Here is a 20,102-nt window from a genome sequence, read left to right as displayed (position 1 = left end):
CGAGGCCGCCGCCCCTCGCCTTCCCTTCCCTCTCCTCAGCCCCGCCCTCCGCCGCCCCGGGCGGCTCCTTCCCCGCCCCCGGCCGCTCCGGCCCGACGCGCCTTGGTGTGGCGGGTCGGCTCCGCCGTGGCAGGGTCCTCCGGCCAGGGGTGCCGGGGGTATCTGCCGCGCAGCTCCGCCCGGACCGCGCGGTATCCGTCCCTCCAGAACGAGGCCAGATCCGCGGTCACCGCCGCGGGCCTGCCCGCCGGGGAGAGCAGATGCACCACCACCGGCACCCCCGCCAGCCGGGGTGTCTCCCGCAGCCCGAACAGCTCCTGGAGCTTCACCGCCAGCACGGGCTGCGCCCCGCCGTACTCCACCCGTATCCGTGACCCGGTGGGGACCTCGATCCGTTCCGGCGCCAGCTCGTCCAGCCGAGCCGCCTCCCCGCTCGCCCACGGCAGCAGCCGCTGCAGGGCCTGCCCCGCCGGAATCCGCCCCAGATCGGCCCGCCGGCGGGCCCGCGACAGCTCCGGTTCGAGCCACTCCTCCGTGCGCTCCAGCAGCGCGGCGCCGGACACATCGGGCCAGGGCGCACCCAGCTCCCGGTGGAGAAAGGCGAGCCGTTCCCGCAGCCCGCGGGCATCCCGTGTCCAGTGCAGCAGCCCCAGCCCCTCGCCGCGCAGCCCGTCGAGGAGCGCCTCGCGCACCAGCGCGGGCCGAGGGTCCCGCAGAGGGCGCACCGACAGCTCGATGGCCCCGAGGCGCCGCACCCGGCGGGCGAGGACATCCCCGTCCTCCCAGCGGACCTCCTCACCGGAACCGAGCAGAGGGGCCGCGGCCGAGCGGGCCCCGTCCTCGTCCATCGCGGCGGCGAGCCGCACCCGGGCGGACGCGGCGGTCGCCGGCCGGTCGGCGACCGCCACCGCGAGCCAGGGCGCGCCGCGCAGCACCGAGCCCGCCCCGACCTCCGCCCCGGTGCCGGAGGCCATGAGGAACCCGCCCTCACCCCGGGCCCTCGCCACCCGCTCGGGGAACGCCAGCGCCGTGACCAGCCCCGCCACGGCGTCGTCACCGGCCTCCGTCCGCCGCCCCCGGTCCGGGGCTCCCGGGCCGCCACCCGGCCGGTCCGCCGTGGAGGAGGAGAGGGACGACATCAGCCGCCGAGCCTCCGTCCGCCACCGCGCCCCATAGGCGTCACCACCCCGGCGAGCCGCCCGCCAGGCCCCCGCGAGGTCGTCGCCGTACTCCCTCGGAGGCTCCTCGCTGAGCAGGGCGACCACCTCGGCCGCCCGGCGGGCCCCGACCTCGGAGGCGCCGTCGATCAGCGCCCGGGCCAGCCGGGGGTGCAGCCCGAGCCGGGACATCCGTATCCCCCGCTCGGTGGCCCGGCCGTCCGGGCCGACCGCGCCGATCGAGGTCAGCACCGAGCGCGCGGCGGCCATCGCCCCGGCCGGTGGCGCGTCCAGCAGCGCCAGCCCGGCGGCCGAGGGGTCGCCCCAGCAGGAGACCCGGAGAGCGAACGCGGCCAGATCCGCGATCCTGATCTCCGGCAGCGGGAAGCGGGGGCGGCGCACGTCGTCCGCCGGGGCCCAGCAGCGGTACACGGTCCCGAAGGCCTCCCGGCCGGCGCGCCCGAGCCGCTGGGTCGCACCGGCCGCCGACACCGGCACCGTCGCCAGTGAGCCCAGCCCCCGCGCGTGATCCATGCGCGGCTCACGCGCCAGCCCCGAGTCGACGACGATCCGCACCCCGGGCACCGTCAGACTGGACTCCGCGACCGATGTGGCCAGCACCACCCGCCGCCCCTCACCGCCGCGCAGCACCGCGTCCTGCACCGCGGCCGGCGCCCGTCCGTGCAGCTGGAGCACCTCGGCGCCGACCCCGTCCAGCATCCCGGCGGTCCGGGCGATCTCCCCGGTCCCGGGCAGAAAGCAGAGGACATCGCCCTCGTGCCGGTCGAGCGCCAGCCGCACCGTCGCCGCGACATGCCGCAGCAGGGCCGGATCGACCCAGGTCCCATGGGCCGGCCGGATACCGCCGGGCGGAGGCGCGTGGAGGAACCGGGAGCCATGGCCCTCGCCCGCGCCACGCACCACGGGCGCGGGCCCCGAGCCGTCCAGCACGGTCAGCAGCTCCGCCCACGCCTCCGCGTCGCCGGTCGCGGAGGCAGCGATCAGCTGGAGATCCGGGCGCAGGGCCGCCCGCACATCCACCAGGAACGCCATGGCGGTGTCCGCGTCCAGATGCCGTTCGTGGCACTCGTCGAGGAGGACCACATCGACGCCGGGGAGTTCGGGATCGCGCTGGAGCCGCTGCAACAGAACACCGGTGGTGACCACCTCGACCCGGGTCGAGGGCCCGGCCCGCCGCTCGCCGCGCACCGTGTACCCGACCTCGCCGCCGGTCTCCTGGCCCAGCAGCCAGGCCATCCGCCGTGCCGCGGCCCGCACGGCCATCCGGCGGGGCTCGGCGACCAGCACCCGCCGCCGGGGCCCCGTCCCGGTCAGGCCGGCCAGCGCCAGGGGCACCAGCGTGGTCTTGCCGGTGCCGGGTGGCGCGTACAGCACAGCGGTGCCGCGCTCCTCCAGTGCGGAGAGCAGCTCGGGCACGGCGGTGCGCACCGGCAGGCGGTCGAGTGCGTCGGTTCGGATCATGGCTTCAGTCTCGTACGGTCCGGCCGGCGGTGCCCCGAGCCGTCCACAGGGGCGATGCGTTCATCGGTTTGTATGACCGCTTGTGCCACATTGGACCGCCCGGACCGCCCGGACCGCCCGGACCGCCCGGACCGCCCGGACTTCCCGGACCACGCGGGCCGCACGGACCGGTGGGGCGGCGCGAGCCAGGACCCGCGCCGCCCCACCGGACCGCCTCACCAAACCGGTCCGGACCCTCAGTCCCGTACGCACACAAAGATCGCCGTACCCGGGATCAGATTCCCCCGCAGCGGGGACCAGCCGCCCCACTCCTGGCTGTTCCAGGCGGGCCACTCCGGCTCGACCAGGTCCAGCAGCCGGAAACCGCCGGCCACCACATCGCGCACCCGGTCCCCCACGGTCCTGTGGTGCTCCACGTACACCGCGCGGCCCTGCCCGTCCTGCTCCACATAGGGAGTGCGGTCGAAGTAGGACGCCGAGACGCTCAGCCCCTCGGGCCCGGGCTCGTCCGGGAACGCCCAGCGGATGGGGTGGGTGACCGAGAAGACCCACCGGCCGCCGGGCCGCAGCACCCGGCGCACCTCGGTGAACACCGTCACGGGATCGGCGACGAAGGGCACGGCCCCATAGGCGGAGCAGGCGAGGTCGAAGGAGCCGTCGCGGAACGGCAGCGCCGTCGCGTCCGCCTCCACCAGGGAGAGGTCCGCGCCGATCCGCAGCGCGTGCTGGAGCTGGCGGTGGGAGAGATCCAGCGCCACCGGCCGCGCGCCCTGGGCGGCGAGCCAGCGGGAGCACTGCGCCGCGCCCGCCCCGATCTCCAGCACGTCCAGCCCCTTCAGGGACTCCCGTGGACCGAGCAGCTCCGCATCCGCCTCGTCCAGCCCCTCGGGCCCCCAGACGAAGCGGTCGTCCCCCAGGAAGGCCCCGTGCTCGCTCTGGTACTCATCGGCGTTCCGGTCCCACCAGCCGCGGCTCGCCCGGCTGCTCTCCGTGTCGTCGGCGTCACGACGGGTGGCTTCGGGGTCGGGGTCCGCGATGTCCGCGGCGTCTTTGATGTATTGGCTCATCATCACCGTCGTTGTAGTTTGCGTTCAGGCACAGCCCAAAGAGCAGCCGTTGTGGCCTCTGCAAACACTAGTTGTGCCGGGTATGAGACGTTCTGCCCCGGGTGTGCGCCTTCGCGCATTGACCGTGTCCGGCTGCCCCCGTATGCTACAAGTTGCGCTGCGGGCCTGCGTGCCTCAGACAGAGTAGGCCGCGCTCGCATCTGTATGTATGTCCCCTCGGTTTGCGAGGCGCCTCCAGGCGGTTCGTCTCCGGATCACTCCGGAAGCGGCGGTCAGGTGGGTGCTTCCACGGCTGTCCGGCTTCTTGCAGCTGCGATACGGGCTCACGGCGTAGCAGTACCTACGACTTCAATGTCCGTACCGGAGCCCTTTCCCACATGACGAGCAGCACCGAGACCACCGCCACTCCGCAGGTAGCGGTCAACGACATCGGTAACGAGGAAGCCTTCCTCGCCGCGATCGACGAGACGATCAAGTACTTCAACGACGGCGACATCGTCGACGGCGTCATCGTGAAGGTCGACCGGGACGAGGTCCTGCTCGACATCGGTTACAAGACCGAAGGTGTCATCCCGAGCCGCGAGCTCTCGATCAAGCACGACGTCGACCCCAACGAGGTCGTCAAGGTCGGCGACGAGATCGAGGCCCTTGTTCTCCAGAAGGAGGACAAGGAAGGCCGCCTGATCCTCTCGAAGAAGCGCGCCCAGTACGAGCGTGCCTGGGGCACCATCGAGAAGATCAAGGAAGAAGACGGCATCGTTACCGGTACCGTCATCGAGGTCGTCAAGGGTGGACTCATCCTCGACATCGGCCTGCGTGGCTTCCTGCCCGCCTCCCTCGTCGAGATGCGCCGTGTCCGCGACCTCCAGCCCTACGTGGGCAAGGAGCTCGAGGCCAAGATCATCGAGCTGGACAAGAACCGCAACAACGTGGTCCTGTCCCGCCGTGCCTGGCTTGAGCAGACCCAGTCCGAGGTTCGCCAGACCTTCCTCACCACCCTCCAGAAGGGCCAGGTCCGTTCGGGCGTCGTGTCCTCGATCGTCAACTTCGGTGCCTTCGTGGACCTGGGTGGCGTCGATGGACTCGTGCACGTCTCGGAGCTGTCCTGGAAGCACATCGACCACCCCTCCGAGGTTGTCGAGGTCGGCCAGGAGGTCACCGTCGAGGTTCTCGACGTCGACATGGACCGCGAGCGTGTCTCCCTGTCGCTGAAGGCGACGCAGGAAGACCCGTGGCAGCAGTTCGCCCGGACCCACCAGATCGGCCAGGTCGTTCCCGGCAAGGTCACCAAGCTGGTTCCGTTCGGCGCGTTCGTCCGTGTGGACGAGGGCATCGAGGGTCTGGTCCACATCTCCGAGCTGGCCGAGCGCCACGTGGAGATCCCGGAGCAGGTTGTCCAGGTCAACGACGAGATCTTCGTCAAGGTCATCGACATCGACCTTGAGCGCCGTCGCATCAGCCTCTCGCTGAAGCAGGCCAACGAGTCCTTCGGCACCGACCCGGCCTCGGTCGAGTTCGACCCGACCCTGTACGGCATGGCCGCGTCCTACGACGACCAGGGCAACTACATCTACCCCGAGGGCTTCGACCCGGAGACCAACGACTGGCTCTCCGGCTTCGAGACCCAGCGCGAGGCCTGGGAGACCCAGTACGCCGAGGCGCAGTCGCGCTTCGAGCAGCACCAGGCTCAGGTCATCAAGTCCCGCGAGGCCGACGAGGCCGCTGCTGCCGAGGGTGGCACCGCCGCTCCCGCCGCCGCGCCCGCCAGCGGTTCGTACTCCTCGGAGTCGGACGACAACTCCGGCGCCCTGGCGTCGGACGAGGCGCTCGCCGCCCTTCGCGAGAAGCTGGCCGGAGGCCAGAGCTGACGCTCTGCACCGGCTGACGGATAGCTGACGGTAAGGCCCGCTCCCCCTGGGGAGCGGGCCTTACCGGTTCTCCGGCGCTCCCCGGGCCCCTCCGGCCGGACCGCCGCGCGGGCACACCGGCCCTCCGCCGTCCCCGGGGTGTGTATTCCGGGTGAGGGGGGAATGCCCCTGTGCTACCGCGTGTTGTCGGTTAGGAACACGAGGAGGAGCGGTAATCGTGCTTGATCCGCAGGATTTGTACGAATGGGAGCCGAAGGGCCTCGCGGTCGTCGACATGGCGCTCGCGCAGGAGTCGGCCGGCCTGGTCATGCTGTACCACTTCGACGGATACATCGACGCGGGCGAGACCGGCGAGCAGATCGTCGGCAATCTGCTCGACACACTGCCCCACCAGCTCGTGGCCCGCTTCGACCACGACAGGCTGGTGGACTACCGTGCCCGCCGCCCGCTGCTGACCTTCCGGCGCGACCGCTGGACCGGGTACGAGACCCCGGGCATCGAGGTCCGCCTCATCCAGGACGCCACCGGAGCGCCCTTCCTTCTGCTGTCGGGCCCGGAGCCCGATGTGGAGTGGGAGCGGTTCGCCGCGGCGGTGGCCCAGATCGTGGAACGGCTGGGAGTGCGCCTCTCGGTCAACTTCCACGGCATCCCCATGGGAGTCCCGCACACCCGCCCGGTGGGCCTCACCCCGCACGGCAACCGCACCGACCTGATGCCTGGCCATCGCAGCCCCTTCGACGAGGCCCAGGTCCCGGGCAGCGCGGAGTCGCTGGTGGAGTTCCGGCTCATGGAGGCCAATCACGACGTGCTCGGTGTGGCCGCCCACGTACCGCACTACGTCGCCCGCTCCTCCTACCCGGACGCCGCGCTGACCGCCCTGGAGGCCGTCACGGCCGCCACCGGACTGGTCCTCCCCGGTGTCGCCCACGCGCTGCGCACCGAGGCGCACCGCACGCAGAACGAGATCGAGCGCCAGATCGGCGAGGGCGACGAGGAACTGATCGGACTCGTCCAGGGACTTGAGCACCAGTACGACGCCATGGCGGGCGCCGACAGCCGGGGCAGCCTGGTCGCCGAACCCGTGGATCTGCCGTCGGCCGACGAGATCGGTCTCGAATTCGAGCGCTTCCTCGCGGAGCGCGAGGGCGACTCCTGACGGCCGGCCCCACGGACCCCTGCCCGGAGCCGGAAGGACTAAGCTGCCGCTCATGCTGTCCGTAGGTCTGACCGGTGGAATCGGCGCCGGCAAGAGCGAGGTCTCCCGGCTCCTGGAGTCGTACGGAGCGGTGCTGATCGACGCCGACAGGATCGCCCGCGAGGTGGTCGAGCCCGGCACCCCGGGGCTGGCCGCCGTCGTGGCGGCCTTCGGCGAGTCGGTCCTCGCCCCCGACGGCACTCTGGACCGGCCGGAGCTCGGCGCGATCGTCTTCGCCGACCCCGACCGGCTCGCCGCGCTCAACGCGATCGTGCACCCGCTGGTCGGGGCGCGCTCACAGGAGCTGGAGCGGGCGGCGGGGCTGGAAGCGGTCGTAGTCCACGACGTCCCCCTGCTCACCGAGAACGCGCTCGCGGACCGGTACGACCTCGTCGTGGTCGTGGACGCGAGCGTGGAGACCCAGCTCGACCGGCTCGTCGGGCGGCGCGGAATGACGGAGTCCGACGCGCGGGCGCGGATGGCGGCACAGGCCACCAGGGAGCAGCGGCGCGCCATCGCTGACCTTGTGATCGACAACGACGGTCCCCTGGAGCAGCTGGAACCGCAGGTGCGACGGGTGTGGGCGGAGCTCACCCGGCGGGCGGAGCGGCGATCCGGCTGAGCGGCCCCGTAACAGCGCGTTCCGTGACAGGGGCTCACAACAGCCCCTGACCGTACCGGAATACCTCTCCCGTGACCTGTGTTGGAACGGTGCGGCGAGGGGAAGGATTCCGTTGTGCCCAAGAGCAACCCGGAGACGCACGTCATCGACTACCGCGCGGCCGAGCGGCTGCTCGCCGCGCGGGACCCGCGTGGTGCCGTGAAGCTGCTGGACTCGGTCATCGCGGCCCATCCCGAGAACACGGCCGCCCGGCTGCTCCGCGCCCGCGCCTTCTTCGCCGCCGCCCAACTGCGGCCCGCGGAGCTGGAATTCGCATGGGTCCTGGAGCGCGAACCGGACAACGCCTTCGCGCATTTCGCCCTGGCCCGCACCTTCGAGCGCGCCGGCCGCCCCGGCCAGGCGCAGCGCCACTACCGTCTCGCGGCGGCGCTCGACCCCAGACCGGAGTATCTCCGCGCGGCCCGTTTCGACCCGGACGGCAAGCCCTAGGGGCCGGGTTCCCGCCCCTGCCCGGGGTCCGGCGGGCGGCGGTCGTGGACCGGTTCGTACGGTGGGATGTCCCGGCCGGGCTGATAGTGCGGGCCCTGGCGGACATGGCGGACGATGATGAACAGATCGACCAGGACGATCAGCAGGATCACCCCGCACAGCGCGGCCCAGCCGGGGTGGCCGGAGAGCGCGAAGGCCACCGTCCCGGAGGTGGTCCAGATCAGTCCCCAGACGGCCAGCCAGAAGCGCATCCGCAGGGGGCTGCGGGCGGTGATCGGTTCACTTCCCGTGCGCATGGTCCATTCATCTCCTTCTCCAGAGTGCACCCTCGCCTCCTCCCGGCGCGCCCCCGCGCGCTCCCGTGCCGCTCCGCGCCGGCGCGGCAGCGGAATCTGGTCGTAAGCCTCATACCGGGCATACGGTGGAAGAGGGCGTCCGGCTCGACCGAAGGGGGTGCCCTGATGATCGAGACGCTGGTGATCGCCTGTGTGGCGGTCGTACTCGGTGCTCTGGCGTACGCGACGGCGGCGGCCAGGATCGTGAAGCAGTACGAACGCGGTGTGGTCTTCCGTCTCGGACGGCTCCACGGGGGCGTCAGAGGCCCCGGATTCACCATGATCCTTCCCGCCGTCGACCGGCTCCGCAAGGTCAATATGCAGATCGTGACGATGCCCGTGCCCGCGCAGGAGGGCATCACCCGGGACAATGTGACGGTCCGGGTCGACGCGGTGGTCTACTTCAAGGTGGTCGAGGCGGCGGACGCGATCATCAAGGTCGAGGACTACCGGTTCGCGGTCTCCCAGATGGCGCAGACCTCGCTCCGGTCGATCATCGGCAAGAGCGATCTGGACGATCTGCTCTCCAACCGCGAGAAGCTCAACGAGGGGCTGGAGCTGATGATCGACAGCCCGGCGATCGGCTGGGGGGTCCAGATCGACCGGGTCGAGATCAAGGATGTGTCGCTGCCCGAGGCGATGAAGCGGTCGATGGCCCGGCAGGCGGAGGCCGACCGGGAGCGCCGGGCCCGGGTGATCAACGCGGACGCGGAGCTCCAGGCGTCGAAGAAGCTGGCCGAGGCGGCCGGGGTGATGTCGAAGGAGCCGGCCGCGCTTCAGCTCAGGCTGCTCCAGACGGTGGTGGCGGTCGCGGCGGAGAAGAACTCCACCCTGGTGCTGCCGTTCCCGGTGGAGCTGCTCCGCTTCCTGGAGCGGGCGCAGCAGCAGCCCCAGCAGGCGCAAGGTGGGTCCCCGGCGCAGGCGGTGGAGCAGGAGCCGGGGCGGGAGCGTGGTGGTGCGGAGGAAGTGGAGCCGAGCCCTCCGCCGCCGCACGCGGCCGAGGCCGGACCCGGACAGGACGAGGGCCCCGCCCTGGAGGCCCCGGAGTCCTGGGGATCGGGTGACCGCCCGGCGGTCACCGGGGGCGCGGTGGCCGACCCGGCTGATCCGGGGCACGTGCGGCCCCTCCCTCCGGCCGCCTGACCCTCGCGGCCCCGGCCTCGCGGCCCCGGCCTCGCGGGGGTCTGAGCGGCATGCACGGGCCTCGTGGGGTGGAGTCGATCGCCTCGGGCTGTCGCGGGTGCGAGCCGGCTGCTCCGGGCTCCCGCGGGCGCGAGAGGAATGCCCTGACCGCTCGCCGGTTGCGAGGCGGGCGCCCTGGCCTGTCACCGGTTCGAGCGGTACGCCCCGGGCCCACCGATTCGAGTGGAACGCACCCGGCCCTCGCCGGTTCGAACAGGGCGAGCCGGCCTTCCCCGCTCGTCGCGTGGGGCCGAGCCACCCGAGGCCCGTGGACCCCGTGCCCTTGCCCTGCGCCCGGACCCACGGGATGCCCGCGCCTCCCGCCGCCGCGCGAGCCGGCCCACTCACCACCCGCCGCGCGAGCCTGGCCCCTGGCCGAGGCGCGGCCCGGCGCCGATGATGACGCGCCCTTCCGGCGCCGCCCCCTTCCCCGGCGTCACGCGGTCCGGGAGCACACGGCCCGGCGTCACGTGGTCCGTCAGGCCGCGCGGCACCAGCGGGACCTCTCCGACCAGGCATTCCGCCCCGGATCGACGTCGTTGTCAGACCCCACCCGTAAGGTCGTAGGTCCGTTGTCCCGATACGCATCCGACGGTGGGAGGTGGCCCGCATGACAGCCGAGACGGCGCCCTCTCCGTCCGGTCTGCCCGGCCTGTTCGGTCTGTCCGGTCGCGCCGCGGTCTTCCTGCCGTCCGCGCTGCCGCGCGAGGGCAGGATCGCCTTCTGGAACCCCGGCGGCGAACCCCTCGACGACGCGACCGGGGAGATCGCCGTCGTCCGGCACACCGGCCCGGAGCCCGTCCCCGCCGCCCCCGCGCCGCAGGACATCCGCGAGCACTCCGTACCCGCCCTGCTGCTCCCGGTCGCGGAGGCCCTGCCGCTGCTGATGCGCGCCCGCCGCCACCCGGCCGCGCACCCCGCAGCCGCCTGCTGGGGTGCCGCGGCGCTGCACGCCCTCCATCTGGTGGCGCGCGGCCGGCTGCTCCCCGGCCTGACCGGGGCCGACGAGGACGCCTGGCGCGCCGGCCCGCTGGACGCCGACGACATCGCCCAGCTCAGAGCGATCGCCGCCGCGATGCCCCACGAGGCCCACGCCGTACCGATGCCCGCCTCCGGGGCACCATCGGCGGGCCCCCTCCGGCTCCCCGAGCCGGAGGCGCTGGTCCGTGCCTTCTTCGACGCGGTGGCGGACACCCTTCCCCGCACCCCGGCGGCGGCCTTCGCCGCGGGCGCCCCGTTCGCCGCCGAGGCGCCCCAGCGGCTTCCGGGGGCCCGGGAGTGGGCCGCCGAGGCCGCGGCCGGGATGGACGCGGGGGTGCGGGTCTCGCTGCGGCTCGATCTCTCGTCCCTGGAGCTCTTCGACACCGCCGCCGAGGACGAGGGCCACGGGAGCGGACGGAGCGCGGCCGCCGCCGTCGTCCAGGTGCACAGCCTCGCCGATCCCACCCTCGTCACCGACGCGGCACGGCTCTGGGCGGCCGACGGCGACGAACACCTCGGGCCGCGTGCCCGTATCGACACGGTGCTCGCACTGCGCCGCGCCGCCCGGGTCTGGCCTCCGCTCGCCGGGCTGCTGGAGCGGGATGTCCCCGATGTGCTCACCCTCACCGAGGACGAGCTGTACGAACTGCTGGGCCCCGGAGCGGCCCGGCTGGCCGCCGCGGGGGTGGCCGTGCACTGGCCGAGGGAGCTGGCCCGGTCCCTCTCCGCCTCCGCCGTGGTGCGTGCCGCCGCCCCCGGCTCGGCGACCGACGGCACCCCTTTCTTCGACAGCGCGGAGCTGCTGAAGTTCAACTGGCAGCTCGCTCTCGACGGAGACCCGCTGACCGAGCGGGAGATGGACGCCCTGGCCGAGTCGCACCGGCCGGTCGTGCGGCTGCGGGACCAGTGGGTGGTGGTCGACCCGGACCTCGTGCGCAAGGCCCGCAAGCGCGAGCTGGGCCTGCTCGAACCGGTCGACGCGCTCGCCGTGGCGCTGACCGGCACCGCGGAGGTGGACGGCGAGACGGTACCGGCGGTGCCCACCGGCACCCTGGCGGTGCTGCGCGACCGCCTCACCGGGGGAGCGGCCCCGGTGCCGGCCCCCGAGGGCCTCCAGGCCACCCTGCGGGACTACCAGCTGCGCGGGCTCGCCTGGCTCGACCTGATGACCTCGCTCGGGCTGGGCGGCTGTCTCGCCGACGACATGGGCCTCGGGAAGACCGTCACCGTGATCGCCCTCCATCTGCACCGGGCACACCCGGCCCCCACCCTGGTCGTCTGCCCCGCCTCCCTCCTCGGCAACTGGCAGCGAGAGATCAACCGGTTCGCCCCCTCCGTCCCGGTCCGCCGCTTCCACGGCGCGGACCGGACGCTGCCCGGTGCCGGTGCCGGTGCCGGTGGTGGCTTCGTGCTCACGACCTACGGCACGATGCGCACCAGCGCCCCCCGGCTCGCCGCCCAGAGCTGGGGGATGGTCGTCGCCGACGAGGCACAGCACGTCAAGAACCCCTTCTCCGCCACGGCCAAGGCCCTGCGCACCCTCCCGGCTCCCGCCAGAGTCGCGCTGACCGGCACCCCCGTGGAGAACAACCTCTCCGAGCTGTGGGCCCTGCTCGACTGGACCACCCCCGGTCTGCTGGGCCCCCTGAAGACCTTCCGCGCCCGGCACGCCCGGATCGTCGAGCTGGGCGAGGACGACGAGGCGGTCGAGCGGCTCTCCCGGCTGGTCCGCCCCTTCCTGCTGCGCCGCAGGAAGTCCGACCCGGGCATCGTGCCCGAGCTGCCGCCCAAGACGGAGTCCGACCACCCGGTCGCGCTCACCCGCGAACAGGCCTCGCTGTACGAAGCGGTGGTACGGGAGATGATGGCGGCCATCGGGAGCGCGGAGGGGATCGCCCGCCGCGGACTGGTGATGAAGCTGCTGACCGACCTCAAACAGATTTGCAACCACCCGGCGCAGTTCCTGAAGGAGCGCGGCGGTCCGCCACGGCCGGCCTCCACGGCCACCCGCCCCACCGCTCCCCGGAACCCGCCCGGCGGCAGGGGCCCGAGGCTGGCGGGGCGCTCCGGCAAGCTCGCCCTCCTCGACGAACTGCTGGAGACCATCCTCGCCGAGGACGGCTCGGTCCTGGTCTTCACCCAGTACGTCTCCATGGCGCGCCTGCTCTCCGAGCACCTCACCTCCCGGGCCATCCCCTCCCAACTGCTCCACGGAGGCACCCCGGTCGCCGAGCGGGAGCGCATGGTCGACCGCTTCCAGTCCGGGGGCGTGCCGGTGTTCATCCTGTCCCTCAAGGCAGCGGGCACCGGGCTCAACCTCACCCGGGCCGGCCATGTCATCCACTACGACCGCTGGTGGAACCCCGCAGTGGAGGAGCAGGCGACGGACCGGGCGTACCGCATCGGCCAGACCCAGCCCGTCCAGGTCCACCGGCTGATCGCGGAGGGCACCGTGGAGGACCGCATCGCCGGGATGCTCGCCGCCAAACGCGCCCTGGCGGACGCGGTCCTCGGCTCCGGCGAGGCCGCGCTGACCGAGCTGACCGACCACGAGCTGGCCGATCTCGTCTCCCTGCGGAGGCCCTCATGACCCCGCCCGCCACCCCGGGTCCGCACGGTGACCGCCGTGCGTCCAGCCGTCCGCGGACCTCCTCCACGCGCCGCCGCGCGGGCTCCCCGGGGGACGACCGGCGCCGCACCTTCCCCGCGCCGGAACCCCTGCCGCCCGGCGGGACGGCGTCGAGCTGGTGGGGAAACGCCTGGGTGGAGGCGCTGGAGGACACCGCTCTCGACCCGGCCAGGCTCGCCCGCGGCCGCGCGTACGCGGGGCGCGGCCAGGTCGACGCGATCACGGTCACCCCCGGCCGCGTCACCGCCTATGTGCACGGCAGCAGACCGCGCCCGTACCGCACGGAGATCCGACTCCGCACCCTCTCCGACGAGGAGTGGGAAGGCTTCCTCGGCGCCGCCGCCGCCCGCCCCGACCACATCGCCGCACTGCTCGACAAGGATGTGCCGCACGCCCTGGCCGGCGCGGCCGATCTGCTGCCCATGGCGGGCGACCTGATCCCCGACTGCTCCTGCCCCGACGACGGCTACCCCTGCAAGCACGCCGCCGCCCTCTGCTACCAGACCGCCCGGCTGCTGGACCAGGACCCGTTCGTGCTCTTCCTCATGCGCGGCATGGGCGAGCGGGACATCCTCGCCGCGCTCGCCCACCGCAACGCCATCCGGTCGGCCGCCGAGCGGGCCGCCGTCGCCGCGCCGTCCCCCGCGACCGTCCCGGCCCACGAGGCGCTCGCTCCCCGGGTGCTCCCCGCCCTGCCGCCCCCCTTCCCGGCGCCGGCCCAGCCGGGCCGTCCACCCGCCTACCCCCACGCGGCGGGCGCGCCCGACCCGCTCGCGCTCGATCTCCTCGCCGGTGAGGCGGCGGCCCGCGCCCTGGCCCTGCTCACCACCGGTATCGACCCCATCGCCCGGCTCACCACCTGGCAGGACGCGGTCCGCCTCGCCGCCGCCCACCCCGGTTCCGGGCTCACCGCGTCCACCCGTGCCCTCTACCGCGATCTGGCCGGGGCGGCGGACCGTACACCCACCGAACTGGCCCGGGCGGTCGCCGCCTGGCGCCAGGGCGGCGGTCCCGCCCTCGATGTGCTGGAGGAGCCCTGGGACCCGCCCGCAGGCCCCTTCGACCGGGCGCGGCCCGCCCTGGCCGCCGCCGACTTCCCGGACTTCCGCCCCTGGCGCAACCGTCTCTCCACCGCCTCCCTCCAGCTCCGCTTCGGCCGTGACGGACTCTGGTACGGCTACGAGTCCGATAGTGGGCGCGAGGACTGGTGGCCCCGCGGCACCCCCGACACCGACCCCGTCGGGGTGCTCACCGCCCTGCTCGACCGGTGAAGCCTCCCGGGAGCGGGCGCGCCGCCGACGCCTCCCGGGAGGACCGTCCGGGGGGCGCTGACGCGACCGGGAGGCGATCGGTTCCGCCGGGGCGGGCCGCGCACTCGATGGAGTGAAAGGGACCGGCCGGATGGGCCCAAGCGGTGCGGGAATTCGTTGTCCGGATGCGGGCGGGTGCCCGCGCACTTCTCCGGAAAGCAGGAAACCCCATGAGGCAGCTCCACCGAAGAGGTCTGGCCACCGTGATGCTCACGGGCGGCGCGCTCGCGATGGCCGGACCGGCCCAGGCCGACGCCGTCGCCGACGGCGGCACGGCCGGTTCGCCCGGGGTGATCTCGGGAAACACGGTGCAGCTGCCGGTCCATCTGCCGGTCAGCGTCTGCGGCAACACGGTCAATGTGGTCGGCCTGCTCAACCCGGCCGCCGGCAACACCTGCGAGAACACCTCGCGCGGCGACCAGCCCCCGCCGGGCTCCTCGGCGAACGGCGGCGGAGCCGTCGCCCAGGGAGGCGCGGCGAACTCCCCGGGAGTGGACTCCGGGAACAGCCTCCAGCTCCCCATCGATCTGCCCGTCAATGTCACGGGCAACTCGGTCAACGCGGTCGGCCTCCTCAACCCCGCCGTGGGCAACACCTCGGCCAACGTCCCCACCGAGCCGACCGCCCCCAAGCCGCCCACCCGCCCGGCACCCGTCACCCCGCCGAAGACCGTCCCGCCGCCGGAGACCGCCGTGCCCCCGCGCGAGCCGGAGGCGCCGGCGACCGTCACCCCCGCCGACTCCGGGCCCTCACCTGCGTCCGGACCCACCCGGGTGCTCGCCGAGACGGGAACCGGCGACGGAGTCGGTTACGCGGTGCCCGCGGGCGCTGCCCTGCTGCTGGCCGGTACGGCGCTCCTCCGCCACGGACGCGGGAGCCGCCGGGCCGAGAGCTGAGCACTGGGCCGCGCGCGCGTCACCGGTCCGCGCGGCTCCGGGCGCGCCGGCAGCCGGGGCCCGGGCCGGAGCGGAAGTGGAAGCGGGGGCGGTTCAGCGCACGCTCGGGGCCGCCGCCTCGATGAACTCCGACAGCGTCTCACGTGCCTGCTCCGAGCGCTGGGAGCGGTCGTCCTCGTCCGGCGCCTCGTGCATGCAGTTCGTCACCTCGAAGGCCGCCGAGGCGAGCTCCAGTGTCTGGGCGTCGTCACACACCAACTGGACCCTCACCAGCGCCTGATGGGCGCTGGAGCGCAGTTGGTAGGAGCCGATCCTGGCCTCCTCGGCCGCCGGGCTGCCCGGGGCGTCCAGCGCGCGGTGCCAGCGGTCGTTCTGGCCGCGCCGGTAGTCCACCAGGGCGCCCGCGAAGGCGCTGTACGCGGCGATCCGGTCCTGGCGCAGCTGTTCGGCGCGGGTGAGCGCGGCGACCCGCTCGGTCGTCCTGCTCTGGAACACATGGGTGATCACCGAGCCGAGCAGTGTGCCGATGACCGCGATGACAGCTGTCTCCATGGTGCTTACTTCCCAAGAGGTGTGAAGGGGCCGGACGGAGGAGAAGCGGGAACCCGTCGCAGACGCGCAGGTGCGCAGGTGCTCCCGCGCGCGATCGAGTGCCTGATGAGAGTCCTGGCGGCTTGATCGTGCAGCGAAACCCCATCAGATCATCGCAGTGGAGAAGTGCGTCAAGACCAAGCGCGTCACGACCTGGCCTCCGCCTTCCCCCGCCGTGGTTTCCCCGGGAGCGACGGGTCCGGGACAGCCTCTGTCCCGGGCTCGCTCCTGCCGCCGGCGCCCGCCCCAAGTCCCCTTTCCCGGCGGGAAGTTCCCTTCTGGCCGATTCCCCCTCGCCCGGGTTCCGGTTTCGGTAGCGTGCCCGTCTTCGGCGGCGGCCGGTGTGGGGCGTTCGCAGGGGAACGCCTCTGCCAAGCCGAAGAACTGGGGAGGGCTCCGTGGGGTTGAAGAACAGGCTGAGGCGAATAGGACGACAAGGGCGCTCGCGGGGCGCGGTGCTGCTCGCCGCCTTCCTGGGGCTGACCTCGTCCGTCCCGTCCGCCGCGGGCGTCACCTCCGGTCATGGCGTCACCGGCACGGTGCTCGCACAGGGCGTCTCCGAGAAGAGGCTCAAGCTGAGGGCCAGGGGACGCTCCGATGTCGTCGTCCGGACCATCGTCATCGACCCGGGCGGCTCGACCGGGTGGCACTACCACGACGGCCACATGCTGGTCGTCGTGCAGTCCGGGACACTGACCCGGACCCTTGAGGACTGCTCGGTCGAAGTGGCCCCGGCGGGCTCCGCCTTCGTCGAGCCCTCCGGAGAGGACCACCGCCACGTCGGCCGGAACCTCGGCACCGAACCGGTGGTGCTCTACGCGACCTATGTGCTGCCGAAGGGCAGTCCCCTCTCCGTGGGCGTGGAAGCACCGTCCTGCGCGGGGGAGTAGGCGCCTCGGACCCGGCACCGGTGCCGCGCCGTGGCGCGTGGCCGCCACCCCCGGCACCGGCCCGGACGATGATGAACCGGTGAGACTCGAAGCGATCACCTGGGAGCGGCTGACCGATGCCGTGGCCGACGAGGTTCTCCGGACACCGGTGGCCGGGGGCGGGCCCTGGCCCCGCGTCGGGCTGGACGGGCCGCCCGCCGCACGGTGCGGGGAGTTCGCCGAGCGGCTCGGCGAGGCCCTGCGGCTGCGCGGGCGCGACAGCCTCGCCATCGGCACCGACGGCTTTCTCCGCCCCGCCTCACTGCGGTACGAGTACGGGCGCGACGACCCCGACGCGTACTACAGCGACTGGTTCGACACCGGTACCCTCCGGCGCGAGGTCTTCGGCCCGCTGGAGCCGGGTGGCAGTGGTCTGGTCCTGCCCGACCTCCGGGACCCCCTGACCGACCGGGCGACCCGCAGCGCACGGGTGGCCCTGCCGGCCGGCGGTGTGCTGCTGCTGTACGGGCCGTTTCTGCTCGGCCAGTGGTTCCCCTTCGACCTGACCGTGCGGATACGGCTGTCGGAGGGGGCGCTGCGGCGCCGCACGGCGGCGGAGGAGCAGTGGACCCTGCCCGCGTTCCGGCGGTACGAGGAGGAGGTGCCGCCGGAGGGAGCGGTGGACGCCCTGGTCCGGGCGGACGACCCGCGTCATCCGGCGTGGAGCGGCTTTCACTGAACGGGCCGGTCGGTGAGGTCCTGGAGGTCCTGGCGGGGCAGGCCGCCGCTCGGCGGCGCGGCGGGCCCGTCGGGCCTGCCGCCGATCACCCTGACCGACTCCGCCCCCGCCCTGCACCCCTCGGCCGCCGCGGCCGGCGCGTCCGCGCCCCGGAGCCGGGCGGTCAGGAAGGCACCGGTGAAGGCGTCCCCGGCACCCGTGGTGTCCACCGCCAGGGCCGTGGGCGCCAGCACCCGGGCGCTGAGCCCGCCGGAGTCCGCCACCAGCGCGCCCTCCGCGCCCAGGGTGACGACGGCCAGCGGGAACCTCCTACTCAGGGCCGTGACAGCCGCGGCGGGGTCGGAGAGCCCGGTGAGACTGCGCGCCTCGCCGGCATTGGGAAGCAGGACATCCACCCCGTCGTAGGCGGACAGCAGCCGGTCCGCGCCGAGGGCCTCGATGAAGCCCGTGGACGCGGGGTCGACACTCACCGGGATGCCGAGCGAGCGGGCCGACCGCACGGCGAGCCGCGCCAGCTGGCGTCCGGTGCCGGAGAAGAACAGATACCCGGAGAGATGGAGATGGCCGACCCCCTCCAGCAGCGCGGGTGACCAGTCGGCGGGGGAGAAGCGCAGCACCGTGCCGCTGTCCGTGAGGAAGGTGGGCTCGGCGTTCGCGTCGACCAGCACGATCACGGTCGTGGTCGGGGCGGTGTCGTCGGGGATGAGCCGCGGGCGGACTCCGGCGGACCGCAGCCGCTCCTCGTGCCACCCGGCGTCCTCCCGGCCGACGCGACCCAGCAGCCGTACATCGGACAGGCCCCAGTGGGCGGCCCAGCAGGCCACATTGGCCCCGGCGCCACCGGGGAGGATGCGGATGCGGGCGGGGGTGTCGGTGCCCGGGGCCAGCGGCTCCGGATGCCGGGCGAGGATATCGGTCACCACATCGCCGATGACGAGCAGCGCGGGTGCTCCACCGGCCCTCCCTGCCACCGGGGCGTCCCCGGTCACAGCTCCGCCGCACGGCATAAGGCCGGGGTCTCGCCGAGGCCCCGGCCGCCGGGGGCGGTGACGGTCGCGGGGGCGCTGCCCCGGGAGCGCGTACGCCCCTCCGGCTCGACCGCCACGGCCCGTTCGGGCGGGCGGGGCGGACCCTGGGGGACGATCGTCGCCTCAGCGGCCGCAACGGGCCGGTGGGCGGCGAGTGTCTCCCGTACTTCCTCGGACACCTCGGTGCACAGCATGTCCCATCCCTGGCACACGGGCGCACCGCCCAAACCCCCGATCCGGACGCCTGTTCCCGCACCCGCGCGGAAATCCCGTCACGGACTCCCGGGGCCCGGCCCGCGGACCGCCCGGCGGACCGCCAGGGCGGCCATCGGCAGCAGGAGCAGGGCGCCGGCCAGATTGAGCCAGTCGTACCCCGCCCTGGCGACGATCAGCCCGGCCAGCACACCGCTGACACCCGCCGCCGTGTTCATCGCGAGATCAGACACCCCCTGGGCCGCCGCGCGCGCGGGCTGCGGCACGGAGTCCGTGAGCAGCGCCGATCCGGCCACCATCCCCGCCGACCAGCCGAGTCCGAGCAGGAACAGCCCGAGGGCGACCCGGGTGTGGCTGGGGCCCGCCGTACCGGCGAAGAGGGCCGCGGCGGCCAGGAACCCCGCCGCGAGTCCCACCACGGTGAGCCGGCCGAACCGGTCCGCCAGCCATCCCATCACCGGCGAGAAGGCGTACATCCCCGCGATATGGCCGCTGATGACCAGGCCGATCAGCTCGATGTCCGCGCCGTGCCCGCTGAGCGCCAGCGGGGTCATCGACATGATCGCCACCATCGCGGCGTGCGAGACGGCCAGGGTGATCAGGGCCAGCCGGGCCATCGGTGACTCCCCGACCGCCCTGATTCCGGCCCGCAGCGAGCGTCCCCCGGGCGTGTGGTCGCCGGGGGAGAGGGCCCGCGCGGTGATCAGCGGATCGGGGCGCATCAGCGACTGCACCAGCACGGCGGCCAGCAGGAACACTCCGGCCGCCCAGACGAACGGCCCGGCCTCGGGCGGAATGCCCAGACCGGAGACGGTGCGGCCCGCCGGGGCCGTGAGGTTGGGCCCGAGCACCGCACCGAACGTGGTCGCCCAGACGACCAGGGAGATCGCCCGCCCACGCCGTTCGGGTACGGCCAGATCGGCGGCGGCGAACCGCGCCTGGAGGTTCGCCGAGGAGCCGGCACCGAACGCGGCCATGCCGATGAGCAGCAGGGGAAAGCTCTCCACGGCGGCCCCGATGACCACCACCGCCGCGCCGAGCGCGCCGATCGTGTAGGCGAGGACCAGCCCGGGCCGCCGGCCCCGGGCGGTCATCAGCGCGGCCAGTGGCACGGAGAGCAGCGCCGTGCCGGTGACGGTGGCCGTCGGCGCCAGCCCCGAGAGCGCGGCCCTGCCGCTGACCTCCTCGGCCAGCAGGGCGGCCGGTGCGATCCCGGTGGCGACGCCGAGCCCGCCGAGGATCTGACTCAGCACGAGGACGGCGGTGGTCCGGCGGCGCAGCGCGGGCAGCCCGCCCTCCGGCAGCGGCCCGCCCGCCGGGGTCCGGCCCGGGCCGGGCGGCATCGGGGCCGCCGGGGCGCCCGGTTCTCCGGAACCGGATATGTCAGATGTGTCAGGGCTGATGCTCACTCGCGCAGTGTGCCAGCCGCCGTGACAGCACCGAAACCCC

17 protein-coding genes are annotated in these 20,102 nt (G+C 73.7%); 10 read left to right on the top strand and 7 right to left on the bottom strand.

The window, feature by feature from the left end:
- Positions 1-35: 35 nt before the first annotated feature.
- Positions 36-2,639, bottom strand: coding sequence for an ATP-dependent helicase HrpB (hrpB, locus tag ABT122_RS11925; protein ID WP_351549155.1), 2,604 nt, complete (start codon positions 2,637-2,639; stop codon positions 36-38).
- A gap of 236 nt (positions 2,640-2,875) precedes the next feature.
- On the bottom strand, positions 2,876-3,706 hold the full coding sequence (locus ABT122_RS11920) for a class I SAM-dependent methyltransferase (protein ID WP_351549197.1): 831 nt from the start codon (positions 3,704-3,706) through the stop codon (positions 2,876-2,878).
- A gap of 377 nt (positions 3,707-4,083) precedes the next feature.
- Here ABT122_RS11920 and rpsA point away from each other — a divergent pair, with 377 nt between their 5' ends.
- From rpsA to ABT122_RS11900, 4 genes are all read left to right on the top strand, one after another.
- Positions 4,084-5,574, top strand: coding sequence for a 30S ribosomal protein S1 (gene rpsA / locus ABT122_RS11915; RefSeq protein ID WP_351549152.1), 1,491 nt, complete (start codon positions 4,084-4,086; stop codon positions 5,572-5,574).
- A gap of 217 nt (positions 5,575-5,791) precedes the next feature.
- Positions 5,792-6,730, top strand: a complete 939-nt coding sequence (locus ABT122_RS11910; protein ID WP_351549149.1) for a PAC2 family protein — start codon at positions 5,792-5,794, stop codon at positions 6,728-6,730.
- A 52-nt stretch (positions 6,731-6,782) separates the two neighbouring features.
- Complete coding sequence (gene coaE / locus ABT122_RS11905) at positions 6,783-7,391, top strand: dephospho-CoA kinase (RefSeq protein ID WP_351549146.1); 609 nt, start codon at positions 6,783-6,785, stop codon at positions 7,389-7,391.
- 114 nt (positions 7,392-7,505) lie between these two features.
- On the top strand, positions 7,506-7,880 hold the full coding sequence (locus ABT122_RS11900) for a tetratricopeptide repeat protein (RefSeq protein WP_351549143.1): 375 nt from the start codon (positions 7,506-7,508) through the stop codon (positions 7,878-7,880).
- On the opposite strand, the gene ABT122_RS11895 is transcribed toward ABT122_RS11900, so the two are convergent.
- Positions 7,877-8,176 (bottom strand): DUF6343 family protein, encoded by a 300-nt coding sequence (locus tag ABT122_RS11895; RefSeq protein ID WP_351549140.1) that lies wholly within the window; start codon positions 8,174-8,176, stop codon positions 7,877-7,879. The genes ABT122_RS11900 and ABT122_RS11895 overlap by 4 nt on opposite strands.
- 165 nt (positions 8,177-8,341) lie before the next feature.
- On the opposite strand from ABT122_RS11895, the gene ABT122_RS11890 reads away from it, so the two are divergent.
- From ABT122_RS11890 to ABT122_RS11875, 4 genes are all read left to right on the top strand, one after another.
- Entirely contained in the window at positions 8,342-9,358 is a 1,017-nt protein-coding gene (locus ABT122_RS11890; RefSeq protein ID WP_351549137.1) for a slipin family protein, read from the top strand.
- A 649-nt stretch (positions 9,359-10,007) separates the two neighbouring features.
- Positions 10,008-12,968 (top strand): SCO1167/SCO6262 family helicase, encoded by a 2,961-nt coding sequence (locus ABT122_RS11885; protein ID WP_351549134.1) that lies wholly within the window; start codon positions 10,008-10,010, stop codon positions 12,966-12,968.
- Positions 12,965-14,278: an SWIM zinc finger family protein gene (locus tag ABT122_RS11880; protein ID WP_351549131.1), complete on the top strand. Its 1,314-nt coding sequence runs from the start codon at positions 12,965-12,967 to the stop codon at positions 14,276-14,278. Before ABT122_RS11885 ends, ABT122_RS11880 begins: the two co-directional genes overlap by 4 nt.
- A gap of 209 nt (positions 14,279-14,487) precedes the next feature.
- Positions 14,488-15,213: a chaplin gene (locus tag ABT122_RS11875; protein WP_351549129.1), complete on the top strand. Its 726-nt coding sequence runs from the start codon at positions 14,488-14,490 to the stop codon at positions 15,211-15,213.
- 93 nt (positions 15,214-15,306) lie between these two features.
- On the opposite strand, the gene kilB is transcribed toward ABT122_RS11875, so the two are convergent.
- Complete coding sequence (gene kilB, locus ABT122_RS11870; RefSeq protein ID WP_351549126.1) at positions 15,307-15,765, bottom strand: plasmid transfer protein KilB; 459 nt, start codon at positions 15,763-15,765, stop codon at positions 15,307-15,309.
- Positions 15,766-16,208: 443 nt separating this feature from the next.
- Here kilB and ABT122_RS11865 point away from each other — a divergent pair, with 443 nt between their 5' ends.
- Together ABT122_RS11865 and ABT122_RS11860 are read left to right on the top strand one after the other, a co-directional pair.
- Positions 16,209-16,694: a cupin domain-containing protein gene (locus ABT122_RS11865; RefSeq protein ID WP_451068223.1), complete on the top strand. Its 486-nt coding sequence runs from the start codon at positions 16,209-16,211 to the stop codon at positions 16,692-16,694.
- 79 nt (positions 16,695-16,773) lie between these two features.
- Positions 16,774-17,412, top strand: coding sequence for a nucleoside/nucleotide kinase family protein (locus ABT122_RS11860; RefSeq protein ID WP_351549123.1), 639 nt, complete (start codon positions 16,774-16,776; stop codon positions 17,410-17,412).
- Here the strand turns inward: ABT122_RS11860 and ABT122_RS11855 are convergent.
- From ABT122_RS11855 to ABT122_RS11845, 3 genes are all read right to left on the bottom strand, one after another.
- Positions 17,406-18,419, bottom strand: coding sequence for a carbohydrate kinase family protein (locus tag ABT122_RS11855; RefSeq protein ID WP_502976133.1), 1,014 nt, complete (start codon positions 18,417-18,419; stop codon positions 17,406-17,408). The genes ABT122_RS11860 and ABT122_RS11855 overlap by 7 nt on opposite strands.
- A complete protein-coding gene (locus ABT122_RS11850) occupies positions 18,398-18,634 on the bottom strand; it encodes a pseudouridine-5'-phosphate glycosidase (protein ID WP_351549117.1) in 237 nt (78 codons plus the stop codon). The genes ABT122_RS11855 and ABT122_RS11850 overlap by 22 nt, the downstream gene beginning before the upstream one ends.
- A 78-nt stretch (positions 18,635-18,712) precedes the next feature.
- Positions 18,713-19,996: an MFS transporter gene (locus ABT122_RS11845; protein ID WP_351549192.1), complete on the bottom strand. Its 1,284-nt coding sequence runs from the start codon at positions 19,994-19,996 to the stop codon at positions 18,713-18,715.
- Between the last annotated feature and the right edge of the window lie 106 nt (positions 19,997-20,102).

The sequence above is a fragment of the Streptomyces sp. NPDC001985 genome, from assembly GCF_040296845.1.
GTDB lineage: Bacteria > Actinomycetota > Actinomycetes > Streptomycetales > Streptomycetaceae > Streptomyces.
This window is presented reverse-complemented; position numbering and strand designations above follow the sequence as displayed.